Source organism: Prevotella sp. TCVGH (assembly GCF_023522295.1).
In the GTDB taxonomy this organism is placed as follows: Bacteria; Bacteroidota; Bacteroidia; order Bacteroidales; family Bacteroidaceae; genus Prevotella; species Prevotella timonensis.
This window is the reverse complement of sequence record NZ_QFFX01000002.1, coordinates 24,833-48,490: the sequence shown is the minus strand read 5'-3', so window position 1 is coordinate 48,490 and position 23,658 is coordinate 24,833. Positions and strand designations below refer to the sequence as shown.

15 protein-coding genes are annotated in these 23,658 nt (G+C 48.8%); 10 read left to right on the top strand and 5 right to left on the bottom strand.

The features are described 5' to 3' along the window. Nucleotides 1-89: 89 nt before the first annotated feature. The 5 genes from DEM91_RS00750 to DEM91_RS00730 form a co-directional block, all read right to left on the bottom strand. The gene (locus DEM91_RS00750) at nt 90-2,213 is read right to left on the bottom strand and encodes a DEAD/DEAH box helicase (RefSeq protein WP_004355287.1); all 2,124 of its coding nucleotides are present in this window, start codon (nt 2,211-2,213) and stop codon (nt 90-92) included. Beyond that, complete coding sequence (locus tag DEM91_RS00745; protein ID WP_002561007.1) at nt 2,197-3,138, bottom strand: DUF1837 domain-containing protein; 942 nt, start codon at nt 3,136-3,138, stop codon at nt 2,197-2,199. Before DEM91_RS00745 ends, DEM91_RS00750 begins: the two co-directional genes overlap by 17 nt. 52 nt (nt 3,139-3,190) lie before the next feature. Then, a complete protein-coding gene (locus DEM91_RS00740) occupies nt 3,191-3,394 on the bottom strand; it encodes a helix-turn-helix transcriptional regulator (RefSeq protein ID WP_002561006.1) in 204 nt (67 codons plus the stop codon). Between the two features lie 190 nt (nt 3,395-3,584). Further along, nucleotides 3,585-3,890, bottom strand: coding sequence for a helix-turn-helix domain-containing protein (locus DEM91_RS00735; RefSeq protein ID WP_002561005.1), 306 nt, complete (start codon nt 3,888-3,890; stop codon nt 3,585-3,587). A gap of 31 nt (nt 3,891-3,921) precedes the next feature. Then, complete coding sequence (locus DEM91_RS00730; RefSeq protein ID WP_019131010.1) at nt 3,922-4,221, bottom strand: helix-turn-helix domain-containing protein; 300 nt, start codon at nt 4,219-4,221, stop codon at nt 3,922-3,924. 280 nt (nt 4,222-4,501) lie between these two features. Here DEM91_RS00730 and DEM91_RS00725 point away from each other — a divergent pair, with 280 nt between their 5' ends. The 10 genes from DEM91_RS00725 (at nt 4,502) to DEM91_RS00680 (ending at nt 23,567) form a co-directional block, all read left to right on the top strand. Then, nucleotides 4,502-4,858 carry a helix-turn-helix domain-containing protein gene (locus DEM91_RS00725; RefSeq protein WP_002561004.1) on the top strand — a complete coding sequence of 119 codons (357 nt, stop codon included), beginning with the start codon at nt 4,502-4,504 and terminating at the stop codon, nt 4,856-4,858. A 3-nt stretch (nt 4,859-4,861) separates the two neighbouring features. After that, the gene (locus DEM91_RS00720) at nt 4,862-5,212 is read left to right on the top strand and encodes a helix-turn-helix domain-containing protein (protein ID WP_004291454.1); all 351 of its coding nucleotides are present in this window, start codon (nt 4,862-4,864) and stop codon (nt 5,210-5,212) included. Between the two features lie 20 nt (nt 5,213-5,232). Then, nucleotides 5,233-6,804 carry a DUF3945 domain-containing protein gene (locus DEM91_RS00715; RefSeq protein ID WP_004291455.1) on the top strand — a complete coding sequence of 524 codons (1,572 nt, stop codon included), beginning with the start codon at nt 5,233-5,235 and terminating at the stop codon, nt 6,802-6,804. 60 nt (nt 6,805-6,864) lie between these two features. Then, the gene (gene topB, locus DEM91_RS00710; protein WP_004291456.1) at nt 6,865-8,952 is read left to right on the top strand and encodes a type IA DNA topoisomerase; all 2,088 of its coding nucleotides are present in this window, start codon (nt 6,865-6,867) and stop codon (nt 8,950-8,952) included. 162 nt (nt 8,953-9,114) lie between these two features. Further along, nucleotides 9,115-9,567 carry a DUF1896 domain-containing protein gene (locus tag DEM91_RS00705; RefSeq protein WP_004304266.1) on the top strand — a complete coding sequence of 151 codons (453 nt, stop codon included), beginning with the start codon at nt 9,115-9,117 and terminating at the stop codon, nt 9,565-9,567. Continuing rightward, the gene (locus tag DEM91_RS00700) at nt 9,557-15,373 is read left to right on the top strand and encodes an N-6 DNA methylase (protein ID WP_122246772.1); all 5,817 of its coding nucleotides are present in this window, start codon (nt 9,557-9,559) and stop codon (nt 15,371-15,373) included. Before DEM91_RS00705 ends, DEM91_RS00700 begins: the two co-directional genes overlap by 11 nt. A gap of 660 nt (nt 15,374-16,033) precedes the next feature. Continuing rightward, nucleotides 16,034-17,980 (top strand): tetracycline resistance ribosomal protection protein Tet(Q), encoded by a 1,947-nt coding sequence (tet(Q), locus tag DEM91_RS00695; protein ID WP_008148693.1) that lies wholly within the window; start codon nt 16,034-16,036, stop codon nt 17,978-17,980. Further along, complete coding sequence (locus tag DEM91_RS00690) at nt 17,977-19,098, top strand: efflux RND transporter periplasmic adaptor subunit (RefSeq protein WP_005816213.1); 1,122 nt, start codon at nt 17,977-17,979, stop codon at nt 19,096-19,098. Before tet(Q) ends, DEM91_RS00690 begins: the two co-directional genes overlap by 4 nt. Then, nucleotides 19,095-22,208: an efflux RND transporter permease subunit gene (locus DEM91_RS00685; protein ID WP_249857467.1), complete on the top strand. Its 3,114-nt coding sequence runs from the start codon at nt 19,095-19,097 to the stop codon at nt 22,206-22,208. The genes DEM91_RS00690 and DEM91_RS00685 overlap by 4 nt, the downstream gene beginning before the upstream one ends. After that, nucleotides 22,209-23,567: an efflux transporter outer membrane subunit gene (locus tag DEM91_RS00680; RefSeq protein WP_117682398.1), complete on the top strand. Its 1,359-nt coding sequence runs from the start codon at nt 22,209-22,211 to the stop codon at nt 23,565-23,567. The last annotated feature ends 91 nt before the right edge of the window (nt 23,568-23,658 follow it).

Genomic DNA, 23,658 nt, shown 5'->3' with positions numbered 1-23,658 from the left:
AAATTATACGAAAGAATTTCTATATGGATCCTTATCTAAATAGCCATATCATATCTCAAAAAATATAGAGGTAATAATATGGCTATTATTTAATTCTTTTGATTTGTCGTTATGCAACGAATTCCGTTCATAAAATGTTTTAATATATATTTGTCAAATGAATGGAGATTAGGTATTTTTTGTTCAAGGTATTCAATTCCTATCGTGTTAAATTCCTGTATAACGATTGTAATCTCTTTAGAATCGTCTTCAAGATTTATAAGACCTGCATTTTGTATCTTTTTACTAATCATCCTCGGTAATCCGTATTCTTCAAGTTGAAATACAATTTTAGGTAAAAAGGCATTTGATGCTTTATATACAAAATTGGCGATATTTGAGGAATTAGGATAAAGTTCTTGACGTATAATATTAATTACCGCAATAATAGATGAGAGATTAAAGGATACATATCTTTCAAATGTAAATATATCCTCATATGTAATACCATAATCTTTTACTGTGTTATATAGCTCTTTTATAGTCATTTTCCATCCATTACTACATGCACATGCATAATACCGTAAATGTCCTTTTCGATGATATTCCAAAATTTCTATGATATCTCCTAAAGCATCCCTCCATTCCCATGTATTATTGTTTTGTAAAGCATCGCAATTTGTTGGCCAATTGGAATCAGTTTTCAATTTTTCCGCAATTATCTTTAACATTGATGGTTTACAACTTCTGATTTGTGGTATTCTTTCAATTCTATGCCAAATATCCGTTCCAAGAAGTTCTATCATTTCATCTTGATATCGTTGAATTTTTACATATTGTTCATTATTCAATTTTATACCGGGGTCATTTCCATCAAGTTTTTTTACTACATCATCAGGAAACTCTAATCTCAATTTAGTATTTTCTTGACTTGGTGGCTCTTCAAGCATATAGACACGACCTACAAAATAACGAAACATTCTGCCTGCGCGTCCAATGATGTTGCGAAAGGTAAAATAATCAATCTTATGAGCCCCGTTCTTATTTGACCATAAAACGACACTCTCTGCTTGAGTATTTACTCCTTCAATTATAGACGAGGTCGATACCAAATAATCTAACCCATTCTGTTCTTCAAATAGTTTTATTTGAATTTGACTAAGAGAACGATGTAGCTGACCATTATGAATACCAATACCATGTTTGACTAAATCTTTAAGAATATACTTTTCTCCATAATTGCATTCCAGCCAATCAGAAAAATTAGCAAGCAGTTCAGAGTCTTTATTATATAAATTTCTGTTAAGAATTGTTGTTACTTCTTCAATTCCCTTATATGTGCCGGTATATATCAAAGCTTTACCTATACCTGTATTTATTAATTCAATAAGTTTACGTGTCTTAAAACTCTGTTTATCTTCATTCTTTGGTCTGCTTTTATATAACCGCCATGCATGCGTTACAACGGTCTTAAAATCCATACGCAGAAATGTCATCCCTTCAGTGAATACATTTTCTTCTATTTCATGGATATTTGGGGCAAGATAATATCTTTGTTTAGCTTTCTTTCCGAGTTCTACCATTGAACTGAGTAAAGTGGAGCTTCTTTCAAGATCAAAATTTGTACTTGCCTTATAAAACTCATCAACGATTAGAATATCAATTGAAGGAAGTTTATCTATATAGGCAAAAGCTCTTTCTTGCGGAAATACCAATATGTTTTTCTCCGCAAGTTCTACATCTGTTGTTGTAATTATTTTATATTGATGAGAGAATTTTCGGCAAATTCGTCTTCTTGTTTCATCTGCAAGAGCAACCGTAGGTACTAATATTACAACATTAATTGGTTGTTTAATCGCAATAAATGCATCAATAACAAAACTTTTACCAAAACTTGTAGGAGCACTCACCGCAACGCTTTTCCCTTCTAATAACTTCTTTAATACCTGTGATTGAGCAGTATGTAAGACACAAGGTTTTCTTTCTCCAATATTAACTTTAAAAACTTCACATACAAACCGATCTTCCCAAGATGCAGTATATGTATCAATATACGGTAAAAGCCCCACTTCACGAATAAGATGGTTGACTAATTCCATATATGAATTATTGTTAGTACCATTAATCTCATGAAGTAATGTAATTACTTTGGATCTTGCATTACTTATATCACCAGCATTTAGAACATTACTTATATCTAAACATGTATTATATATATCATTCGTCTGCATCATTTTTGAGATTTTTTGCTTGTGAAATAAACCAGTTTACTATTTTTGTTTTATCAGGAACAGGAAAAAGAATCAAATGAAAGTTTATTTCCGAATACTTATGAACAGAACTAAGCTTGTTGATCTGCTTCTTAAAAAACGAATGAGCACGATCTCTATGAAAAGAAATAATACTATTTTTATACTCATCACTCATTTCAGTAGTACTTGCTGTTATCTGGCATTCATGTAATAAAAGAATAGGTATATGTAGTTTGGGTTTTATTTCGTCAATGGAAGTATTCTCATCGAAACATTCTTTTATCTTTTTAAGTAATGTTTGGTTTTCAATTTGTTTATCAAGTTCATTGAGATTGGTCATTATTCCGCATTCCTTTTTCATAATAGGTTTGCGCAACATTTGTTCAACAGAATTTATTGGTTCGTATAATCGCGCATCCTCAAGAGAATTATAAAATTTAGCTTCTCCTAACCAAAGTTGAAAGCCTCCATTTGGGTCAATTACAATGTGTACAGAATCAGAGCCCTTTGCATTATCATTATCATTCTGTTTATAAAAAATTTTAGGTATTGCAGATAAGGCTTTATAATGGTTCTTCATTATGCCATATAGAATAATTTCCGCTATTTCACTTCCCTTTCCATTCTGCTCTTTGTCAACAAGTCGTAAATGTTTGGCAGCCTCAATAAGCCTACCGTAATCATTATCTATTAATTTCTCTCGTTCTTGTGCAGACAAAGCTGTTTCTGCAATATTACTGAAAACAAATTCTTTGAATTGACGATATCTCCAACTGCCATCTTCAAAGCCATTAGCAACTGATAATAACCTGTCATTATGATCTGGATTTATTTCTTGCTTTTTTGTATTAAAATTAACAAAACAATCATCAACTAATATATCAAAATTCCAAATTTTATTGCTCATACACTTTATTTACATGCTTAAAAATGGTGAAACATCTATATTCCTTTAGATACTATTTTTTTGTATGACAAATAAGTTCATGAACATCAACATCAAGCAAATTTGCAATACGAACAAATGTGTACAAATCAGGTTGAGAATGATTATTACACCATTTAGATACTGTTGCAGGATCTTTCTGTAATTGTTTTGCCAACCATTTGCTCATAACTCCTTTTTCTGATAGTACATTTTTAATGTTGTTTAAAATTGCCATTACAATTAATTTTTAGATTGCGTTAAATGCAAAGTTACAACTTTTTATTAACTATATGAATTTCTAACGATAGAAATTGGTTGGATCAATCAAAAAACTGGTTTTAAGGTCATTAAAACACCCAAGTATATAAAAAGTAAACGGGCAGCACCACAAAATGTCGCCCGTTTCCTTTTTCATGTTGGCCGCCTCACTCCAGCGGCTTGCGGTAGTTCGCTTCCAGCACCTCGCGCAGCCCCGTTTCCGGGTAAAGCACCTTCCCTCCCAAAAGTATGAAGGACAACACGCGGTTGTTGCGGTATTCCTGCAAGGTGCGTCGGCTGACACGGAGCAGTTCCGCCACCTCACCGTCAGTCAGGTAACGTTCCCCGTCCAGCGGAGGGCGGTAACTTTCCAGAAATACAGACAGCCATTTCGAGCCTTTGCGCATATCCTGCATCACAGAGGCTATCGGCTCGTCTTCCATCGTAAAAACATCGTTGGTCTCGTTCATCATAACTTCGGATTCAGTGGGTGAATAAATCAAATCATCTGCCGTGCGAATAGAGCGTGCCGATAAGCGGTATCAACCTCTTAACCTCCTCCGGCTTGTAATAGAACCTGCGGTTTATCTGCGAGTAGCCGATAAGCCGCCTGTCGCGCAGCGTCTGCAACGTGCGCGGGCTTATTCTCAACTGCCCGCAGACCTCCTCGCCCGTGAGCCATCTTTCCATGCGCCCCGTGTCGCTTTTGCGCCTTAGGGCGGCGACCTTCTCCGAGAGTGCGCCGAATGCCGCCACCATCATCTCGAAAGTCTTTTTCTCGATAGATACTATTTCCATATTCATGCAATTATCGGTTTGCCCGCAAAGGTAACGATGCAGCCCTTAACACGTACCGTTTTCCGCTGAAAGGCTGCCTGTTGCACCGTTTGACCGGGTTACGGAGCCATCTTCCGTAAAAATCTTACGTGAGTCACGTAGTGAGTTGTTAAAGCCCCTTTTGTTTATTGCCGAATTTTGTCGCAGAAACATAGAGCAAGCCGAGTGTAGAGCGTCAAACTTGCTTGAACGGTATGCCGAGGCGCAGCCTATGTTCATGAAAATAAACAAAAATAAAGGACTGAATATGAAAGTGATAACGATGGAAAGTTCTGCCTTCCGGTCATTGACGGAACAGATAGCGGAGATTGCGGCACACGTCCGTGCCGCCTCCGGCGACAAGAAAGCGGCATCGCCCGACAGGTTGCTCACCACACGCGAGGCGGCGCACCTGCTTAACGTGAGTACCCGCACCCTCCAGCGTATGCGCAGCGAGCAACGCATCGGTTATGTCGTGCTTCGCGGTAAATGCCGCTACCGGCAGTCGGAAATAGACCGCCTGCTTGAAGCGTGTGCCGTCAACGAGGACGCGGCGACACCGCAGGAATTGAAACGCAACCACACGCTGCGCACGGGCGGCAAACCAAAAGGAAGGAGGACATAGGTCATGGAACTGCTCACACGAAACAACTTCGAGGGCTGGATGCAGAAGCTGATGGAACGGCTCGACCGTCAGGACGAACTGCTGCTGGCGATGAAGGCTGAGGGGAAACAGCCCACTATCACGGAAAGCATCCGCCTTTTCGACAATCAGGATTTGTGCATGTTGCTCCAGATAAGCAAACGCACCCTCCAACGCTACCGCAGCGTAGGCGCATTGCCCTACAAGACGCTGGGCAAGAAGACCTATTACAGCGAGGAGGACGTGCTGACATTCCTTTCCAACCATATCAAGGACTTCAAAAAGGAAGATATAGCCTTCTACAAGGCTCGTATCCATAATTTCTTTCATAAATAACCCATTAAAACATTTTTCAGATGGCAAAGAAAAAAGACGAAAAGGACGTGCTGGTAGTCCGTGACGAGAAGACAGGCGAGATCAGCGTGGTAGCCGGGCTGAACGCGGACGGCACACCCAAGCGCACCCCCGCAAAAGCGGAGAACGCGCAGAGTTTCCTGCAATTCGACCGACATGGCGACGTGCTGGACAACTTCTTCAAGAACTTCTTCCGGCAGTGCAAGGAACCCAGCCGCTTCGGTTTCTACCGCATTGCGGCAGACCAAGCTGAAAATCTCTTAGAGGTGATGAAGCAACTGCTGAAAGACCCCGAAGCGAACAAGGAGCTGCTCGCCCCTCACAAGGTGGACACCTCCGACTATGAGAAGAAGGTGCAGGAAGAGATGGCAGCACAACAGACAGAGAAACAAGAACCTCAAAAACAGGAGAACATGGAACAACGGAAAGAACAGCAACAGGACAAATCCGAACAGATGCAGGGCAAACGTGGCTACCAGCCCATCGACGAGAGTAAAATCAACTGGCAGGAGCTGGAGGACAGATGGGGCGTAAAGCGGGACAACCTTGAAAAGTCCGGCGACCTTACGAAGATGCTCAACTATGGCAAGTCCGACTTGGTAAAGGTCAAACCGACCTTCGGCGGCGAATCATTCGAGCTGGACGCCCGCCTCTCCTTCAAGAAGGACGGTGAGGGAAACATCAGCCTCGTGCCGCACTTCATCCGCAAGGAGCAGAAGCTGGATGAGTACAAGGAACACAAATTCTCCGACAATGACCGGAAGAACCTCCGCGAAACGGGCAATCTCGGTAGGGTCGTGGACATTGTGGACAGGGAAACGGGCGAGATCATCCCCTCCTACATCAGCATCGACCGCAAGACGAATGAAATCACGGACATTCCGGCAAGCAGGGTGCGCATCCCGGAGCGCATCGGCAAGACGGAAATCACCACGCAGGAGCGGGACATGCTCCGCGCCGGACTGCCCGTACGCGACAAGCTCATCGAGCGCAACGACGGCAGAAAGTTCGTCACCACCCTGCAAGTGAACGTGGAGCAGCGCGGCGTGGAGTTCGTGCCGGGAACCGGCAAGTCGCCCCGTACCGCACAGACACAGGAAACCAAAGGCGACACATCGAAAAGTCAGGCGCAGGGCGGGGAAAATGCCGCACAGACCAAGAAGGAGCAACGCCGCAACACGTGGACGAACGAGGACGGCAGCATCCGCCCCATCAGCAAATGGAGCGGCGTGAGCTTCACCGACCAGCAGAAAGCCGACTATGTGGCGGGTAAAGCCGTGAAGCTGGAGAACGTGACCGACAAGCAGGGCTTCCATGCCACGATGTATATCAAGTTCAACCCGGAGAAGGGACGCCCGTACCGCTACGACACGAACCCTGACAATGCACAGCAGGTTGCTCCGTCCAACGAGAGCCGCACGCAGGTGGCGGTGAACAACGATGGCAAGACCAACGAGGCTACAAAGAATCTGAGAGAGCCGTTGCAGAAAGGTCAGACCAACCCGAAGGACGCCCGCCAGCAACAGCAGCAGGAGAAGCCGCAGAAGAAAACGGGCAAGGGCATGAAAATGTAATCCCGTGTCCGCCACTGAATCCAAAATAAAATCCAAAGTATCAACAAAAAAGAAGAAGACATGAAGACAATCATTGCAGAAAAGCCCTCCGTGGCACGTGAAATCGCCCGCATCGTGGGCGCGACAAAGAGAGAGGAAGGATATTTCGAGGGAGGCGGTTATGCCGTGACATGGGCATTCGGACACCTCGTTCAGCTTGCCATGCCCGACGGCTACGGCGTGCGCGGATTTGTCCGTGACAACCTCCCGATTATTCCCGACACATTCACGCTCGTCCCCCGTCAGGTCAGGACGGAGAAAGGTTACAAGCCCGACAGCGGCGTGGTGTCGCAGATAAAAGTCATCAAAAGACTGTTCGACACAAGCGAACATATCATCGTGGCGACCGATGCCGGACGCGAGGGAGAGCTTATCTTCCGCTACCTCTACCACTATACGGGTTGCACCACTCCTTTCGTGCGCCTGTGGATCAGCTCTCTCACCGACAAAGCTATCCGCGAGGGACTGCGGAAACTCGAAGACGGCAGCAAATACGACAACCTCTACCTCGCCGCCAAAGCGCGGAGCGAATCCGACTGGCTCGTGGGCATCAACGGCACACAGGCGTTATCCATCGCCGCCGGACACGGCACGTATTCCGTGGGGCGGGTGCAGACACCAACGTTGGCTATGGTATGTGAACGCTACTGGGAGAACCGCCGCTTTACGTCCGAAGCATTCTGGCAGCTCCATATCGCAACGGACGGTTGCGACGGCGAAGTCGTGAAATTCTCATCCTCCGAGAAATGGAAAGAGAAAGAACCGGCGATGGAACTATATAATAAGGTAAAGGCGGCAGGTTGCGCCACTGTCACGAAAGCCGAGCGCAAGGAGAAGACGGAGGAAACTCCCTTGCTCTACGACCTGACCACGCTCCAGAAAGAAGCCAACGCCAAGCACGGCTTCACGGCGGAACAGACGCTTGAAATCGCGCAGAAACTCTACGAAAAGAAGTTGATAACCTATCCGAGAACGGGAAGCCGCTACATCCCCGAAGACGTGTTTGCCGAAATTCCCAAACTGCTCGCTTTCATCGGCACACAGCCCGAATGGAAAGACAAGGTGCGGGCAAAAGCCGCCCCGACACGCCGCAGCGTGGACGACGGCAAGGTGACAGACCACCATGCCCTGCTCGTCACGGGTGAGAAACCGCTCTTCCTCTCCAAAGAGGACAATACCATCTATCAGATGATTGCCGGGCGCATGGTCGAGGCATTCTCTGAGAAATGCGTCAAGGATGTGACCACTGTCACGGCGGAATGTGCCGGAGTGGAGTTTACCGTAAAAGGCAGCGTCGTGAAGCAAACCGGATGGCGTGCCGTCTATGGCGAGGAAAAAGAGGAAATTACCATCCCCGGCTGGCAGGAAGGCGACACGCTGACACCGAAAGGCTCGTCCATTACCGAAGGAAAGACCAAACCCAAGCCGCTGCATACCGAAGCCACCCTGCTCTCGGCAATGGAAACGGCGGGCAAGGAAATTGAGGACGACGCACTGCGGCAGGCGATGAAGGACTGTGGCATCGGTACTCCCGCCACACGCGCCTCCATCATCGAAACGCTTTTCAAGCGCGGTTACATGGAACGCTGCAAGAAGTCGCTTGTTCCCACCGAAAAAGGACTTGCCCTCAATTCCGTCGTCAAGACGATGCGCATCGCCGATGTTGCCATGACGGGCGAATGGGAAAAGGAGCTGGCGCGTATCGAGCGCGGGGAACTGTCCGACGACACCTTCCGCAAGGAGATAGAGGCGTACACACGTGAGATAACCTCCGAACTGATCTCGTGCGACAAGCTCTTCGGCAGCCGTGACTCCGGCTGCGCGTGTCCCAAGTGTGGCACGGGCAGGATGCGGTTCTACGGCAAGGTGGTACGCTGCGACAACACGGAGTGCGGACTGCCCGTGTTCCGGCTGAAAGCGGGACGCACCCTGTCCGACGATGAAATCAAAGACCTGCTCACCGAAGGGCATACCAAGCTGCTCAAAGGGTTCAAGAGCAAACAGGGCAAGAGTTTCGATGCTGTTGTCGCCTTTGACGGGGAATATAACACGACTTTTGTGTTCCCGGAGGCTAAAAAGGACAAGAAATTTTCAGGACGGAAGAAATAGTATTAACTTTGCCACTTGTTCAGAGTAATGAATTGTTCTTCGATACCGGATTACACTCATACTTTGGATTTAGTGGTGGCACTCGGAGGGATACCGAGTGCCTTTTTCTTCCTTTTTCCAACCGATTATCCCGTTAATTATCAATCCGCTAAATCCAAAGTAATGAACAACAAGAAGAAAAACGAGGGTCAGACCGACTTTTCCTATTACGGTCTGTACCTGCTGGACTATCTCCGCACGAACAAGTTTGAACAGGCTGACGACACCGCTTTCATACGGGAACGGGCCGACCGTGCCGCCGAAACGTATGAGAGGGCACGGCTTGAAGGCTATCCCGCCGATGGTGCGCAGGAACTGGCGATGGACACGCTGCTGCGCGGGCTGCATTATTCCCGTTACGCCATCCTCCGCGAAGTCGTGGAAAACGAGTTTGCCGATGAAGTGCCGGAAGAGAAGCGTGAAGCCTTTGTCCTGAAACTGCTGCCGCTTGTCGGCAACGTGTTCTCCGTCTATGACCTCTCGGATGACAATTTCGCCCTGTCTTCCGATTACGACCTGCTCTACACGGAGCTGACGGGAGCAACCGTCCTTTACTTAGACGAATATGGCGTTTAACCGCAAACAGAAACTGCGGGACAACATCGAGGCGATACGGACGGCATTCATCCTTGACAGGGAAAATAGGACAGCGACAACCGAAGAGCGTGCCATACTTCAAAGGTACTGCGGTTTCGGCGGTCTGAAATGTATCCTCAACCCTGCAAAGGAACTGACGGATGCCGTCCGGTGGGCGAAATCCGACCTCGAACTGTTCGCCCCGACGGTGGAGCTGCACAGGCTTATCCGTGAGAACAGCAAGGACGAAACAGAGTACAAGCGGTTTGTGGATTCGCTGAAAGCGTCCGTGCTGACCGCTTTCTACACCCCCAAAGAGATAACCGACACCATCGCGGACGTGCTGGCAGATTACAGCGTCCGCCCCGCCCGTATGCTCGAACCGTCGGCAGGTGTCGGCGTGTTCGTGGATTCCATGCTGCGGCACAGCCCCAATGCGGATGTGATGGCTTTCGAGAAGGATCTGCTCACGGGTACAATCTTGAGGCATCTCTATCCCGACCAGAAAATGCGCACCTGCGGTTTTGAGAAAATCGAAAGACCGTTCAACAATTATTTCGACTTGGCGGTGTCCAACATTCCGTTCGGTGACATTGCCGTGTTCGACGCGGAGTTTCAGCGGAGCGACTCTTTCGGCAGACGCTCCGCCCAGAAAACCATCCACAACTATTTCTTTCTCAAAGGACTGGATGCCGTGCGTGACGGCGGTATCGTGGCGTTCATCACCTCGCAAGGGGTATTGAATAGCACCAAGACCTCCGTGCGTAACGAGCTGTTCAGTCAGGCCAATCTGGTATCCGCGATACGCCTGCCCAACAACCTGTTCACGGACAACGCGGGCACGGAGGTGGGCAGTGACCTGATTGTCCTGCAAAAGAACCTCAGCAAGAAGGAAATGTCGCAGGACGAGCGGCTGATGACCGTGATACAGACGGACACGAAAACCGCCCTGACCGACAACGCCTATTTCATCCACCACCCGGAACGCATCGTGCATACGATGGCGAAACTTGACACAGACCCCTACGGGAAGCCCGCTATGGTTTATCTGCACGAGGGCAAGGCAGCAGGCATCGCCGGGGATTTGCGCCGTATGCTCGACGAGGATTTCCATTACAGGCTTGCCATGCGCTTGTATTCGGGTTCAATCCGGCAGGCAGGAACGGAAGAAAAAGTTGCCGTTCAAAATAAAGTAGAGCGTCCTGCCATAAAATTGGAAACAGTATCCTCGGCGCAGACGGTGGAAACTCCGACAGAAAAGCCGCAACCCGCAGATGAAAAGCCGGAGATAGAACCGCGCCCGCAATATTCCGCAGGCGTGCAGCTCACCCTGCTTGACCTCTGGGGGATGACGGAAGAGGTCAGCCAACCGAAAACCTCCAAAAAGAAAAAGACGGTGAAAAAGGCAGTTACGGCAAAGTCCACTCCGCCCAAACCGAAAGTCACGGTTACACCGACAGCTCCAACTGCAAAACCCGCAATGGAGAATAAGGAGGTGAAAGCGGAGAACACCGCCAAGCCTGCCGACCCGGACGACATCTATGCCACACTGGACTGGGATACCAATCCTCCCATCAACGGTTTCTATGAAATGATGATGGGTTTGACGCCGGAGCGTAGGAAAGAACTTCGGGAACTGGCAAGGCAGCATAACGAGAAACAAGTGGCGGAAAAGACGGAAGTGAAAGCCGTGCCGGAAACTTCCCGTGAGCAGCCACGACAGGAGGAAACACAGCCGGAGGCAGTCGCCGCACCTGCCGTTACAGATACCCCATCGGAAGCGGTGGGGACTTTCCTTTTCCCCGACATCGAAGCGGAAAAGCCGAAGGAGGAAGTCGTGGACCTTTCTCCGCGTGCCTACCACCGCACGCCGGAGATGCACCTGCGCGAAGGGTCGCTGGTGGCTGACCGGGGGCGTCATAACATCGGCTACCTGAAAGACATCACGCCATACGGGGCGACATTCCAGCCGCTCGACCTGAAAGGATACCAGAAGGAAAAGGCGTTGTTGTATGTGTCGCTGCGTGACGCCTACGAGCGTCTGTACCGTTATGAATCGCTCCGGCGCGAGGCAAATGTTCCGTGGCGAGAGCATCTGAATACCTGTTACGATGAGTTTGTCATGCGCTACGGCAACCTCAACGCCAAGCAGAACGTGAAGTTAGTGATGATGGATGCGGGCGGGCGCGACATCCTTTCGCTGGAACGGATGGAAAACGGAAAGTTCGTCAAGGCGGACATCTTCGAGCATCCTGTTTCCTTCGCGGTGGAGAGCCATGCCAACGTAGGCTCTCCCGAAGAAGCCCTGTCTGCGTCGCTCAACAAATATGGTACGGTCAATCTCGACTATATGCGGGAGATAACCGACAGCACGGCGGAGGATTTGCTCACTGCCCTGCAAGGGCGCATCTACTACAATCCGCTCGTGACCGGTTACGAAATCAAAGACCGTTTCATCGCCGGAAATGTCATAGAGAAAGCGGAACGCATAGAGGCATGGATGGGTGACAATCCCGAAAATGAGCGTATGCCGGAGGTGAAGCAGGCGTTGGAGGCTCTGAAAGATGCCGAGCCGCAGCGCATCGCCTTCGAGGATCTGGACTTCAATTTCGGGGAACGCTGGATTCCGACGGGTGTCTATGCCGCCTACATGAGCCGGCTGTTCGACACGGAGGTGAAAATCGCCTATTCCGCAAGCATGGACGAGTTTTCGGTGGTGTGCGGCTACCGCACCATGAAAATCACGGACGAGTTTCTGGTGAAGGGGTATTACCGGAACTATGACGGTATGCACCTCCTAAAACACGCCCTGCACAACACCTGCCCTGACATGATGAAGTCCATCGGCAAGGACGAGCATGGCAACGACATCAAGATGCGCGACAGCGAGGGAATACAACTCGCCAACGCCAAGATTGACGAGATACGAAACGGCTTCTCCGAATGGCTCGAAGAGCAGTCGCCGCAGTTCAAGGAGCGGCTTGTGACGATGTATAACCGCAAGTTCAACTGTTTCGTGCGCCCGCGCTACGACGGCTCCCATCAGACCTTTCCCGACCTCAACCTGAAAGGGCTGGCAAGCCGGGGTATCAAGAGCGTCTATCCCTCACAGATGGATTGCGTCTGGATGTTGAAACAGAACGGCGGCGGAATTTGCGACCACGAGGTGGGAACCGGTAAGACGCTGATAATGTGCATCGCCGCGCATGAGATGAAGCGTCTGAATTTGGCACACAAGCCGATGATTATCGGGCTGAAAGCCAACGTTGCGGAGATTGCAGCCACCTATCAGGCGGCATATCCCAACGCACGTATTCTGTACGCTTCGGAGAAGGACTTTTCGACCGCCAACCGTGTGCGCTTCTTCAATAATATAAAGAACAACGACTACGATTGCGTCATCATGTCGCACGACCAGTTCGGCAAGATACCGCAGTCGCCGGAATTGCAGCAGCGCATCCTGCAAGCAGAGCTTGACACGGTGGAGGAAAACCTCGAAGTGCTACGGCAGCAGGGAAAGAACGTGTCGCGGGCGATGCTGAAAGGATTGGAGAAGCGCAAGCACAACCTTGAAGCGAAGCTGGAGAAGGTGGAACACGCCATAAAGTCACGCACGGACGACGTGGTGGATTTCAAGCAGATGGGCATCGACCACATCTTCATAGATGAGAGCCACCAGTTCAAGAATCTGACTTTCAACACGCGCCACGACCGTGTGGCGGGATTGGGAAACAGCGAGGGAAGCCAGAAGGCACTTAACATGCTCTTTGCCATACGCACCATACAGGAGCGCACAGGAAAAGACTTGGGTGCGACCTTCCTCTCCGGCACGACTATCAGCAACTCACTGACTGAATTGTACCTGCTGTTCAAGTACCTGCGCCCGAAGGAGCTGGAACGGCAGGACATAAGGTGTTTCGACGCTTGGGCGGCGATATTTGCCAAGAAGACGACGGATTTTGAATTTAACGTGACGAACAATGTGGTCCAGAAGGAGCGTTTCCGCTACTTCATCAAAGTGCCGGAGCTTGCCGCCTTCTATAATGAAATCACGGACTACCGCACGGCGGAGGATGTGGGCGTTGACCGTCCTGCCAAGAACGAGATACTGCACCATATACCGCCCACGCCGGAACAGGAGGACTTCATACAGAAACTGATGCAGTTCGCCAAGACGGGCGATGCCACCTTGTTGGGCAGGCTGCCGCTTTCGGAAACGGAAGAAAAGGCGAAGATGCTCATCGCCACGGACTATGCCCGGAAAATGGCACTCGACATGCGCATGATAGACCCGAATTACGAAGATCATCCCGACAACAAAGCGAGTCACTGTGCCAAGATGATCGCGGAGTATTATCAAAAATACGACGCCCAGAAAGGCACGCAGTTCGTTTTCTCTGATTTGGGGACATACCAGCCGGGCGACGGGTGGAACGTCTATTCGGAAATCAAGCGCAAACTGACGGAGGACTACGGTATACCGCCAAGCGAGGTGCGCTTCATTCAGGAGTGCAAGACCGACAAGGCGCGGAAGGCGGTGATAGACGCCATGAACGCCGGGACGGTGCGTGTGCTGTTCGGCTCTACCTCTATGCTCGGAACGGGTGTGAACGCCCAGAAACGGTGTGTGGCTATCCATCATCTCGATACGCCGTGGCGACCGTCCGACTTGCAACAGCGTGACGGACGCGGAGTTAGGGCAGGTAATGAGATTGCCAAACATTTCGCCGGGAACAACGTGGATGTAATCATCTACGCGGTGGAGAAGTCACTGGACAGCTACAAGTTCAACCTCCTGCACTGCAAGCAGACTTTCATAAGCCAGCTCAAAAGCGGTGCTATGGAAGCGCGTACCATCGACGAGGGGGCAATGGACGAGAAATCGGGCATGAACTTCTCGGAATATATGGCGTTGCTATCCGGCAACACCGACCTGCTGGACAAGGCGAAACTGGAAAAACGTATCGCCTCGCTCGAAGGGGAACGCAAGTCGTTCAACAAGGGCAAGCGTGATTCGGAGTTCAAGCTGGAATCGAAGACCCGCGAGCTGGGCAACAACACAGCTTTCATAGATGCCATGACGGAGGACTGGAACCGCTTCCTCTCTGTGGTGCAGACCGACAAGGAGGGCAATCACCTTAATATAATAAAGGTGGACGGAGTGGATTCCGCCGATGAGAAAGTCATCGGAAAGCGTTTGCAGGAGATAGCCAAGAATGCCACGACCGGAGGGTTGTACACGCAGGTTGGAGAGTTTTACGGTTTCCCGATAAAGGTGGTCAGCGAAAGGATACTCAAAGAGGGATTGGAGTTTACCGACAACCGCTTCGTGGTCGAGGGGAACTACAAGTACACCTACAACAACGGGCATCTGGCGCTGGCTGACCCGTTGGCCGCCGCCCGCAACTTCCTCAACGCGATTGAGAGAATCCCCTCCATCATCGACCAGTATAAAGCGAAGAATGAGGTCTTGGAACGTGAGATACCGCAGTTGCAGGAGATAGCAGGCAAGGTGTGGAAGAAGGAGGAAGAACTGAAACAGTTGAAGTCCGAACTTGCCGCCCTTGACCGCAAGATACAGCTGGAACTTGCGCCGCCTACACCCGAAATCACCGAAAAGGAGCATGAAGGGCAACAGGTCAAACCGGAAGCGAAAGGTGTGCGAAACGGTATCAGGCAATATCCCGAAGATACATCACCGCAAATACGCAATCCATCGGAAAGTATTATCGCCAATCACACCATAACTGGGCATCCGGGGCTGTATGCCAAGGAGGAAACCCGGTCCAAAGGATTGAAAATATAACCTTAGGAATTTTATCTGAAGTATTAATAAGGGCTATCCCAAAAGGTCTAAAAGTAAATTTTATCCTTTCTGCAAGTATCTGTAGGATGGCAACTGCATTTTTTTTCTTTTTGGGCAGCCCTTATTAAAATTTATTCTTATTTTAGGTTATATACATTCATGTCCATTTATGTAAAAAATCCTGCTGACCTTGTTTATGTCTTGTCAGTCACCATTTGCAAAACCATATTTGACCCTCAAAGAGGCTGAATTTGATAAGTAACTTGCTACATACTCATAATAAGGAGCTAAATAGAACACGAATGGGAAATACACAAATGCTAAACTAAAGAAGATATTGGCCAAAATAAACGCTATACCGAGAGAGAAACTTGATTTTTCAACTTCCTAAAACGGTGTTGTTCAAACATTTCTACTTATTTGTACTTGCCAGTTGAACCTACGCTTCCCTAATAAAATGTCTATGGTAAAAAAAGTTAAAAAATCCTCCCACTTTTGTTAGATATATTTTTTTTGTGTAATTTTGCAATCGTTATGCGGCAGTAATAATATACATATTAATACGAGTTAGTAATCCTGTAGTTCTCACATGCTACGAGGAGGTATTAAAAGGTGCGTTTCGACAATGCATCTATTGTAGTATATTATTGCTTAATCCAAATGAATATTATAAATTTAGGAATTCTTGCTCACATTGATGCAGGAAAAACTTCCGTAACCGAGAATCTGCTGTTTGCCAGTGGAGCAACGGAAAAGTGCGGCCGTGTGGATAATGGTGACACCATAACAGACTCTATGGATATAGAGAAACGTAGAGGAATTACTGTTCGGGCTTCTACGACATCTATTATCTGGAATGGAGTGAAATGCAATATCATTGACACTCCGGGACACATGGATTTTATTGCGGAAGTGGAGCGGACATTCAAAATGCTTGATGGAGCAGTCCTCATCTTATCCGCAAAGGAAGGCATACAAGCGCAAACAAAGTTGCTGTTCAATACTTTACAAAAACTGCAAATCCCGACAATTATATTTATCAATAAAATTGACCGTGACGGTGTGAATTTAGAGCGTTTGTATCTGGATATAAAAACAAATCTGTCTCAAGATGTCCTGTTTATGCAAACTGTTGTCGATGGATTGGTTTATCCGATTTGCTCCCAAACATATATAAAGGAAGAATACAAAGAATTTGTATGCAACCATGACGACAATATATTAGAACGATATTTGGCGGATAGCGAAATTTCACCGGCTGATTATTGGAATACGATAATCGATCTTGTGGCAAAAGCCAAAGTCTATCCGGTGCTACATGGATCAGCAATGTTCAATATCGGTATCAATGAGTTGTTGGACGCCATCACTTCTTTTATACTTCCTCCGGCATCGGTCTCAAACAGACTTTCATCTTATCTTTATAAGATAGAGCATGACCCCAAAGGACATAAAAGAAGTTTTCTAAAAATAATTGACGGAAGTCTGAGACTTCGAGACGTTGTAAGAATCAACGATTCGGAAAAATTCATCAAGATTAAAAATCTAAAAACTATCAATCAGGGCAGAGAGATAAATGTTGATGAAGTGGGCGCCAATGATATCGCGATTGTAGAGGATATGGATGATTTTCGAATCGGAAATTATTTAGGTGCTGAACCTTGTTTGATTCAAGGATTATCGCATCAGCATCCCGCTCTCAAATCCTCCGTCCGGCCAGACAGGCCCGAAGAGAGAAGCAAGGTGATATCCGCTCTGAATACATTGTGGATTGAAGACCCGTCTTTGTCCTTTTCCATAAACTCATATAGTGATGAATTGGAAATCTCGTTATATGGTTTGACCCAAAAGGAAATCATACAGACATTGCTGGAAGAACGATTTTCCGTAAAGGTCCATTTTGATGAGATCAAGACTATCTACAAAGAACGACCTATAAAAAAGGTCAATAAGATTATTCAGATCGAAGTACCACCCAACCCTTACTGGGCCACAATAGGGCTGACTCTTGAACCCTTACCGTTAGGGGCAGGGTTGCAAATCGAAAGTGACATCTCCTATGGTTATCTGAACCATTCTTTTCAAAATGCCGTTTTTGAAGGGATTCGTATGTCTTGCCAATCTGGTTTACATGGATGGGAAGTGACAGATCTGAAAGTAACTTTTACTCAAGCCGAGTATTATAGCCCGGTAAGTACACCTGCTGATTTCAGACAGCTGACCCCTTATGTCTTCAGGCTGGCTTTGCAACAGTCAGGTGTGGACATTCTCGAACCGATGCTCTGTTTTGAGTTGCAGATACCCCAAGTAGCGAGTTCCAAAGCTATTACAGATTTGCAAAAACTGATGTCTGAGATTGAAGACATCAGTTGTAATAATGAGTGGTGTCATATTAAAGGGAAAGTTCCATTAAATACAAGTAAAGACTATGCCTCAGAAGTAAGTTCGTACACTAAGGGCTTAGGCATTTTTATGGTTAAGCCATGTGGGTATCAAATAACAAAAGACGGTTATTCTGATAATATCCGCATGAACGAAAAAGATAAACTTTTATTCATGTTCCAAAAATCAATTTATGAATTAATACAAAACAAGAAGAAAATATGAACAAGCAATTCATTATCACGAATTTCGCCGCATTTGCTCTCATGCTGTTCCTGCCGACCGGATGCAGGCAGGCGGACGGCAAGCAGGATGCGGTGCAGAGTTATCGGGTCATAAAGGTCGCGGCAAGTCCGGTGGAAATCTCCGAGTCCTATTCCGCCGCCATACGCGGACGGCAGGATGTGGACATCCTGCCGCAAATATCCGGGCGCATTATCCGTCTGAAAGTGAAAGAGGGTGAACGGGTGAAGACCGGTCAAGTATTGGCTGTAATTGACCAAGTGCCCTATCGGGCGGCATTACGCACGGCGCAGGCCAATGTCAGCGCGGCACAGGCAAAAGTGGAAACGGCAAGAATCGAGCTGCGGGGCAAGCAGGCATTGTTTGACGAGAAGGTCATATCCGACTACGAGCTTTCTCTCGCCCGGAACCAACTGGCAGTGGCGTGTGCTGAACTCGAACAGGCAAAGGCACAAGAATCGGATGCACGCAACAATCTCTCCTATACGGAAATCAAAAGCCCGAGCAACGGAGTAGTAGGCACATTGCCCTATCGCATCGGTGCGCTTGTCGGTCCCAATATGGCACAGCCTTTCACGGTCGTGTCCGACAATGCGGAGATGTATGCCTATTTCTCCATTTCGGAGAATATGCTACGGCGATATTTGGCTCGCTATGGCTCGATTGACAGCATGATAGCCGGGATGCCGGAAGTGGGCCTGCAACTCAACGACGGCAGCCTGTACAAGGCGAAAGGACGTATTGAAACCGTAAGCGGCGTGGTGGATCCTGTTACCGGAACGGTACAAATCAAAGCCCTGTTCCCCAATCCCGACCGCGAACTGTTGAGTGGCAGCATCGGCAATGTCATCCTTCAAAACCCGAAAACGGAGGCCGTAACCATTCCCATGACCGCCACCGTGGAACTGCAGGACAAGATTATCGCTTACCGTCTGAAAAACGGACAGGCGGAAGCCGCCTATCTCACGGTGGACCGCCTGAACGACGGCAACCGGTTTATCGTAAAAGAAGGTCTTTCGGTCGGTGACACCATTGTCGCCGAAGGCGTGGGACTGGTGAGAGAAGGCATGAGCATAACCCCTAAAAACGAAACGAAATGAACCTGCGATTTTTTATAGACCGCCCGGTGTTTTCGGGCGTTATCTCGGTGGTGATTGTACTGTTGGGCATGATTTCCATGTTTTCCTTGCCGGTGGAACAATACCCCGACATCGCACCTCCGACCATCAACGTATCCGCAACTTATCCTGGAGCAAACGCTGAAACTGTGCAGAAGGCAGTGATAACCCCTCTGGAAGAAGCCATCAACGGCGTGGAAGACATGACCTATATGACTTCCACGGCATCGAATACGGGCGATGCTTCCATCGAAATCTATTTCAAGCAGGGAACCAACGCGGACATGGCGGCGGTAAACGTGCAGAACCGCGTGAACGGCGCGCTGAGCCAGCTTCCGGCGGAAGCCACCAAGACCGGTGTCACCACTGAAAAGCAGCAGAATGCCGAACTGATGACTTTCGCGCTCTATTCGCCCGATGACCGCTTCGACCAGACCTTCCTGAACAATTACGTGAAAATCAATGTCGAGCCGAGGCTGAAACGTATCAGCGGCGTGGGAAAGGCACAGATGTTCGGTTCCAACTACAGCATGCGACTTTGGCTGCGTCCCGACAAGATGGCGCAATACGGGCTTATCCCCGATGACATATCCACCGTACTCGCACGACAGAACATCGAGGCCGCCACCGGCTCCTTCGGTGCCAATCATCCTACCGCCAATGAATACACGATGAAATACCGCGGACGCTTGTCCGGCGCGGAAGAGTTCGGTGAGTTGGTCATCAAGTCACTGCCGGGCGGCAATGTGCTTCGGCTGAAGGAGGTTGCCGATGTGGAACTGGGCGATGAATACTACAAATATTCCTCCGAAGTGAACGGGCATCCGGCAGCCATGATGCTCATCAACCAGAAAGCCGGGTCCAATGCTTCAAGCACCATCAAGGAGATTCACGAAGTGCTTGACGACCTCAGCCGGGACTTGCCCGAAGGGACGGAATTCGTGGTGCTTACCGATACCAACAAGTTCCTGTATGCTTCCATCAATTCTGTTATCCGGACACTTATTGAAGCGATACTTCTGGTTATCGTGGTGGTATATGTATTTTTGCAAGATATTAAGTCCACGCTTATTCCTACGATATCCATTTTCGTCTCCATTATCGGTACGTTCGCCGTGATGTCCATGATCGGCTTCTCCGTCAACCTGCTCACCCTGTTCGCGCTTGTGCTTGCCATCGGAACTGTGGTCGATGATGCCATTGTGGTGGTGGAAGCGGTGCAGGCGAAGTTCGACGAGGGCTATCAGTCTGCGGTTCTCGCGGCTGATGATGCCATGAAAGGCGTTTCGTCGGCTATCCTGACCTCTACCATCATCTTTATGGCAGTGTTTTTCCCCGTTGCCATGATGGGCGGGACTTCGGGAGCGTTCTACACGCAGTTCGGTATCACGATGGCTGTTGCCGTGGGAATCTCGGCAGTCAATGCCTTCACACTCTCACCGGCACTTTGCGCGCTGCTGCTGAAACCCTATATCGATGAGCAGGGCAACACCAAGAACAATTTTGCAGCCCGTTTCCGTAAAGCGTTCAATGCCGTCTTCGACCGTCTGAGCCGACGCTATGTACGTGGAGTGATGTTCATTATCCATCGCCGATGGCTGTTGTGGAGCATCATAGGCATTTCTTTCGGGTTGCTGGTGCTGCTGGTCAATGTCACAAAGACGGGACTTATTCCCGAAGAGGACACCGGGACGGTCATGGTGAGCATGAACACGAAGCCCGGCACATCCATGGCTCAGACAAGTAAGGTGATGGAGCGTATCAACAGCCGTCTCGACAGCATCGGCGAGATTGAATACAGCGGTGCGGTCGCCGGTTTCTCTTTCAGCGGTTCCGGTCCCTCGCAGGCGATGTATTTCGTGACACTCAAAGACTGGGAGCAGCGTAAGGGAGAGGGGCAGTCGGTCAATGATGTCATCGGAAAGATTTATGCCGCCACTTCGGATATTCCCGATGCCACGGTGTTCGCCATGTCGCCTCCGATGATTGCCGGGTACGGCATGGGAAACGGTTTCGAGCTTTATTTGCAGGACAAGGCGGGCGGAAACATCGCCGCCTTCAAGGAAGAGGCAGACAAGTTTGTCGAAGCCTTGTCGCAGCGACCCGAAATCGGCGAAGTCTATTCCTCCTTTGCCACGGATTATCCGCAATACTGGGTGGATATCGATGCCGCCAAATGCGAACAGTCGGGTGTGTCGCCCGCAGATGTGCTTTCCACATTGTCGGGCTATTATACCGGACAATATGTTTCCGACTTCAACCGGTTCTCCAAGCTCTACCATGTGACCATGCAGGCTCCGGCGGAATATCGTGTGAATGCGGAATCCCTGCACCACATGTATGTGCGTGCCACCGATGGCGGCATGTCGCCTTTGAGCCGGTTCGTGCGCCTGACCAAGACCAACGGCCCGTCAGACCTCACCCGTTTCAACCTGTTCAACGCCATCTCGATTAGCGGGTCTCCGGCTCAGGGCTACAGTTCGGGGCAGGTGCTCGAAGCCATCGGCGAGACGGCACGTGAAGTGCTTCCGTCAAATTACACATACGAGTTTGGCGGCATTTCGCGTGAGGAAAGCAAGACGACCAACAATGCCACGCTTATATTCCTGCTCTGCATGGTTCTGGTCTATCTGATTCTGTGCGCCTTGTATGAGAGCGTGTTCATACCCTTCGCGGTTCTGTTGTCGGTGCCTTGCGGACTGATGGGCAGTTTCCTGTTTGCGTGGCTCTTCGGTCTGGAGAACAACATCTACATGCAGACCGGACTTATCATGATTATAGGCCTGCTTGCCAAGACAGCGATCCTGCTTACCGAATACGCCGGTAAACGGCGGTCGGAAGGCATGACGCTGGCACAGGCGGCATACAGTGCGGCAAAAGTCCGCCTGCGCCCCATATTGATGACTGTGTTGTCCATGGTGTTCGGTCTTGTCCCGCTGATGATGGCGCACGGAGTGGGTGCCAACGGCAGCCGTTCGCTTGCCACAGGTGTAATCGGTGGAATGATTGTAGGTACTTTGGCTCTGTTGTTCCTTGTGCCGTCATTGTTTATTGTATTCCAATATATCCAAGAACGTGTTAAGCATAATTAAATGAAGAAGACAGTAATATATATCATATTGTCGGGATGGATGCTTGCCGGCTGTGGCACATACAGCCGGTATCATCGCCCTGACCTCTCAACGGAGAATCTGTATCGGGACATGCCGGCGGACATTGATACAATGACCATCGCGTCCCTGTCGTGGCGGGAAATGTTTACCGACCCGAAACTCCAGTCCTTGATTGAAACCGGACTTGAACGGAACGCAGACCTCAATGTGGCACGGTTACGCGTGGAAGCGGCAGAAGCCGTCCTGATGACTGCCAGACTATCATATCTTCCATCACTGGGACTGACTGCCGAAGGTAATGCCAATAAACATGACGGAGCAACGGCAAAGACATATAATGTGGGAGCGTCGGCAAGCTGGGAACTGGACATCTTCGGCAAACTTACGGCGGCAAAGCGTGGCGCAGCCGCCGCATTACAAGGAAGCCGTGCCTACCGGCAGGCCGTACAGACACAGCTTGTCGCCACTATTGCAGACAGTTACTACACCCTTGCCATGCTTGACGCACAAATGGCAATAAGTAACCGGACTTTGGAGAACTGGCGGACTACCGTACGTACTCTTGAAGCGTTGAAAAAAGTGGGGAAATCAAACGAAGCCGGCGTATTGCAGGCAAAGGCGAACGTGATGCGACTCGAAGCATCCCTGTTATCCATACGCAAGAGTATTTCCGAAACAGAAAATGCCCTGTCTGCGATACTTGCCATGCCGTCACACTCGATTGGACGAAGTAATCTGGCCGAGGCTGCTTTCCCCGATACTGTCTCGATTGGAGTCCCTTTGCAACTGCTTTCCAACCGTCCCGACGTGCGTCAGGCTGAAATGGAACTGGCGCAGGCGTTCTACGCCACCAATGCGGCTCGTGCCGCCTTCTATCCCAATATTACCCTCTCGGGGACTCTTGGATGGACTAATAACGGCGGTGGCGTAATCGTAAATCCCGGACAATGGTTGCTCAATGCCATCGGTTCCCTGACACAGCCCTTATTCAACCGGGGCACAAACATCGCCAACTTGAAGATAGCCAAAAGCCGTCAGGAAGAAGCCAAACTGTTGTTCCGGCAATCATTGCTGAACGCTGGAAAAGAAGTGAACGATGCTCTGACTGCATGGCAGACGGCAAAATCGCAAATTGAAATCAATGCTCGACAGGTTGAAACATTATGCGATGCTGTGCGAAAGACAGAATCGCTTATGCGTCATTCCAATGCCACCTATCTGGAAGTGTTGACCGCCCAACAGTCTCTTCTCGAAGCGGAAGTGCAACAGCTACAAACTCGTTTTGAACGCATACAAAGTGTAATCAAACTTTATCATGTGTTGGGAGGAGGAATGTAACTGCAATAAATAGAAAAATTTGAAATTATTATTAGTGTTATTCATCTCGGATATTTTTCGTGATTCTGCCGCATGTAGATATTGTACGAAA